This window comes from Caproicibacter fermentans (assembly GCF_009746625.1).
GTDB lineage: Bacteria > Bacillota > Clostridia > Oscillospirales > Acutalibacteraceae > Caproicibacter > Caproicibacter fermentans.
In genome coordinates, this window is record NZ_VWXL01000016.1 from 1 (window position 1) to 931 (window position 931).

1 tRNA gene and 1 rRNA gene are annotated in these 931 nt (G+C 55.9%); both read right to left on the reverse strand.

What is annotated here, in order from left to right:
* Window positions 1-137: 137 nt before the first annotated feature.
* Window positions 138-213 (reverse strand) — tRNA-Ala (locus tag CAFE_RS03660).
* A gap of 315 nt (window positions 214-528) precedes the next feature.
* Window positions 529-931 (reverse strand): 16S ribosomal RNA (locus tag CAFE_RS03665); the annotation flags it as partial.

A 931-nucleotide genomic window follows, 5' to 3' on the forward strand; every position in this document is an offset into this window, starting at 1 on the left:
TCCGGCTTTGAGGCTATCCGGTCTTTCTGCCACTATAGCCAGTATTTTGCAGACTTCCTCTGCGGTTCTCTCCGCGACCGCGAGCCTTTTCATTTCTGAAACGCCCCGGCGCGTCGTGACCGCGGACTTCAGTCCGCTGGTGGAGATAAACGGGATCGAACCGTTGACCTCCTGCTTGCAAAGCAGGCGCTCTCCCAGCTGAGCTATACCCCCGTATTGGAAGCTATTCAACTGATTGGTTCTTTCTGTCTATCTCTGAGAAGACCGACACACAGTGTCTTTCGCCGCGCTTTGGCTTTCCGGTTTCCCGGGCCGCTTTGCCGCGAACACAAGACCTTTGTGCCGCCGGCTTTCCTCCGCACCCATTTCCGCGGCGTTCGGCGTTCTGTTTCCAGTCTGCTTCAGCGCGTCGTGCGTGCAGGCTCAGCCTGCGGGGCCTTCAAAATTAAACAACGATTGGATAATAAGTCATCCGTAACCGACCTTGGATGTTGGAACAGAATGTTTCATCTGCTCGAGTCTCCATAGAAAGGAGGTGATCCAGCCGCACCTTCCGATACGGCTACCTTGTTACGACTTCACCCCAGTCGCCAATCCTACCTTCGGCGGCGCCTTCCTTGCGGTTAGGCTACCGACTTCGGGTATTACCGGCTCCCATGGTGTGACGGGCGGTGTGTACAAGGCCCGGGAACGTATTCACCGCGGCATGATGATCCGCGATTACTAGCAATTCCAGCTTCACGCAGGCGGGTTGCAGCCTGCGATCCGAACTGAGACCGTTTTTGGGGTTTTGCTCCGCCTCGCGGCTTCGCTTCCCGTTGTTAACGGCCATTGTAGTACGTGTGTAGCCCAGGTCATAAGGGGCATGATGATTTGACGTCGTCCCCACCTTCCTCCGTTTTGTCAACGGCAGTCTGATTAGAGTGCTCTT